Raw genomic sequence first — 1,268 nt, 5'->3', positions numbered from 1 at the left:
CGCCTGAATTCCCTCGGCGAGCGATAGTTCAAAGCGCTGTGCGGATGCTGCTCGTTGTAGTGTTCGAAGGCAATTGCCAGGTTGCGTAAGGCCGTTTCTCGATCCGGCTTGGGCATGTGCGCCACGTAGTCACGCTTGATCGTCTTCACGAAGCTCTCGGCCATGCCATTGCTCTGCGGGCTGCGCACAGGTGTGGTCACCGGCTGCAAACCGATCTGCCGAGCAAACAGGCGCGTCTGTTCGGCGGTGTAGGCCGAGCCGTTATCGCTGAGCCATTGTACCGGCGTGGTGGGCAGTTGATCACCAAAGCGCTTCTCCACGCTTTCCAGCATCAAGTCGCGGATATCATCGCCGCTGTACCCAGTCGGGCTGGCGACCCAGCCGATGGCTTCGCGATCACAGCAGTCAAGGGCGAAGGTCACGCTCAGTTTGGCGCCGTCCTCGCAGCGGAACTCAAAGCCGTCCGAACACCAACGCGTATCGCTGGTTTGCACGGCAATTCGGCCTTCGTGCCGACGCGGCACGCCAGGTTGTTTGAGGCGCCGCTCCAGCAGCAAGTTGTGATCACGCATCACCCGGTAGACCCGCTTCACGTTGATCGCGGGCAGCGACTGCTTTTCACGGGCGCGACGCAGCAATCCCCAGACACGACGGTAGCCATAGCTGGGCAGCTCACTGACCTGTTGCTGGATTTCAACCACCAGCTCAGCGTCGTTCACCGGTCTGCTTCGCCGTGCTTTGGGCGATACCGATTGCTTGATTCGAACCGTTAATTGCGAGCGCGCCACACCGAGACATTCGCTGACCAGCTTCACTGGTCGTCCCCCGGCAACAAGGGTGAGTGCGCAATCCATTTTCGCGACCGGGCGATTTCCACGGCCTCTTTGAGGATTTCTGCTTCCATCGTTTTCTTACCCAGCATCCGTTGCAATTCACGGATCTGCTTGAGCGCGTCGCTCAGTTCGGAGGCCGGCACCACGGCTTCGCCAGCACTGACCGCCGACAGGCTGCCGTCCTGGTACAGCTTGCGCCAGAGGAACAGTTGGTTGGCGTTGATGCCGTTGCGTCGCGCCACCACCGAAACGCTTTGCCCTGGCTCCAGGCTCTCGCGAACAATGGCCAGTTTTTGCTCTGGGCTCCAGCGGCGGCGCCGCTCCTGGCCCAAAAGCTCTCCACTCTTATCGTTGCTTTTAGTCATAAACATAACCGTTTGCCTATCCCTTATCGTAAGGGGGAAACGGTGTCCTGTCTTTCATGGGGCTCGTTCA

General features: G+C 59.7%; 1 protein-coding gene. It reads right to left on the bottom strand.

Annotated elements, in window-relative coordinates:
- Positions 1-1,198 (bottom strand): IS3 family transposase gene (locus FFS64_RS31175; RefSeq protein WP_372242196.1). Its coding sequence is split into 2 segments (ribosomal slippage), with 1,199 coding nucleotides annotated over them: positions 1-853 and positions 853-1,198; the frame shifts between segments, so codons are not numbered across the junction. This gene is flagged as partial in the annotation.
- Positions 1,199-1,268 lie beyond the last annotated feature (70 nt).

The organism is Pseudomonas sp. G(2018), from assembly GCF_005502415.1.
Taxonomy (GTDB): domain Bacteria; phylum Pseudomonadota; class Gammaproteobacteria; order Pseudomonadales; family Pseudomonadaceae; genus Aquipseudomonas.
Note: the sequence above shows the minus strand (reverse complement) of the source record. Positions and strands in the feature narration are given on the sequence as shown.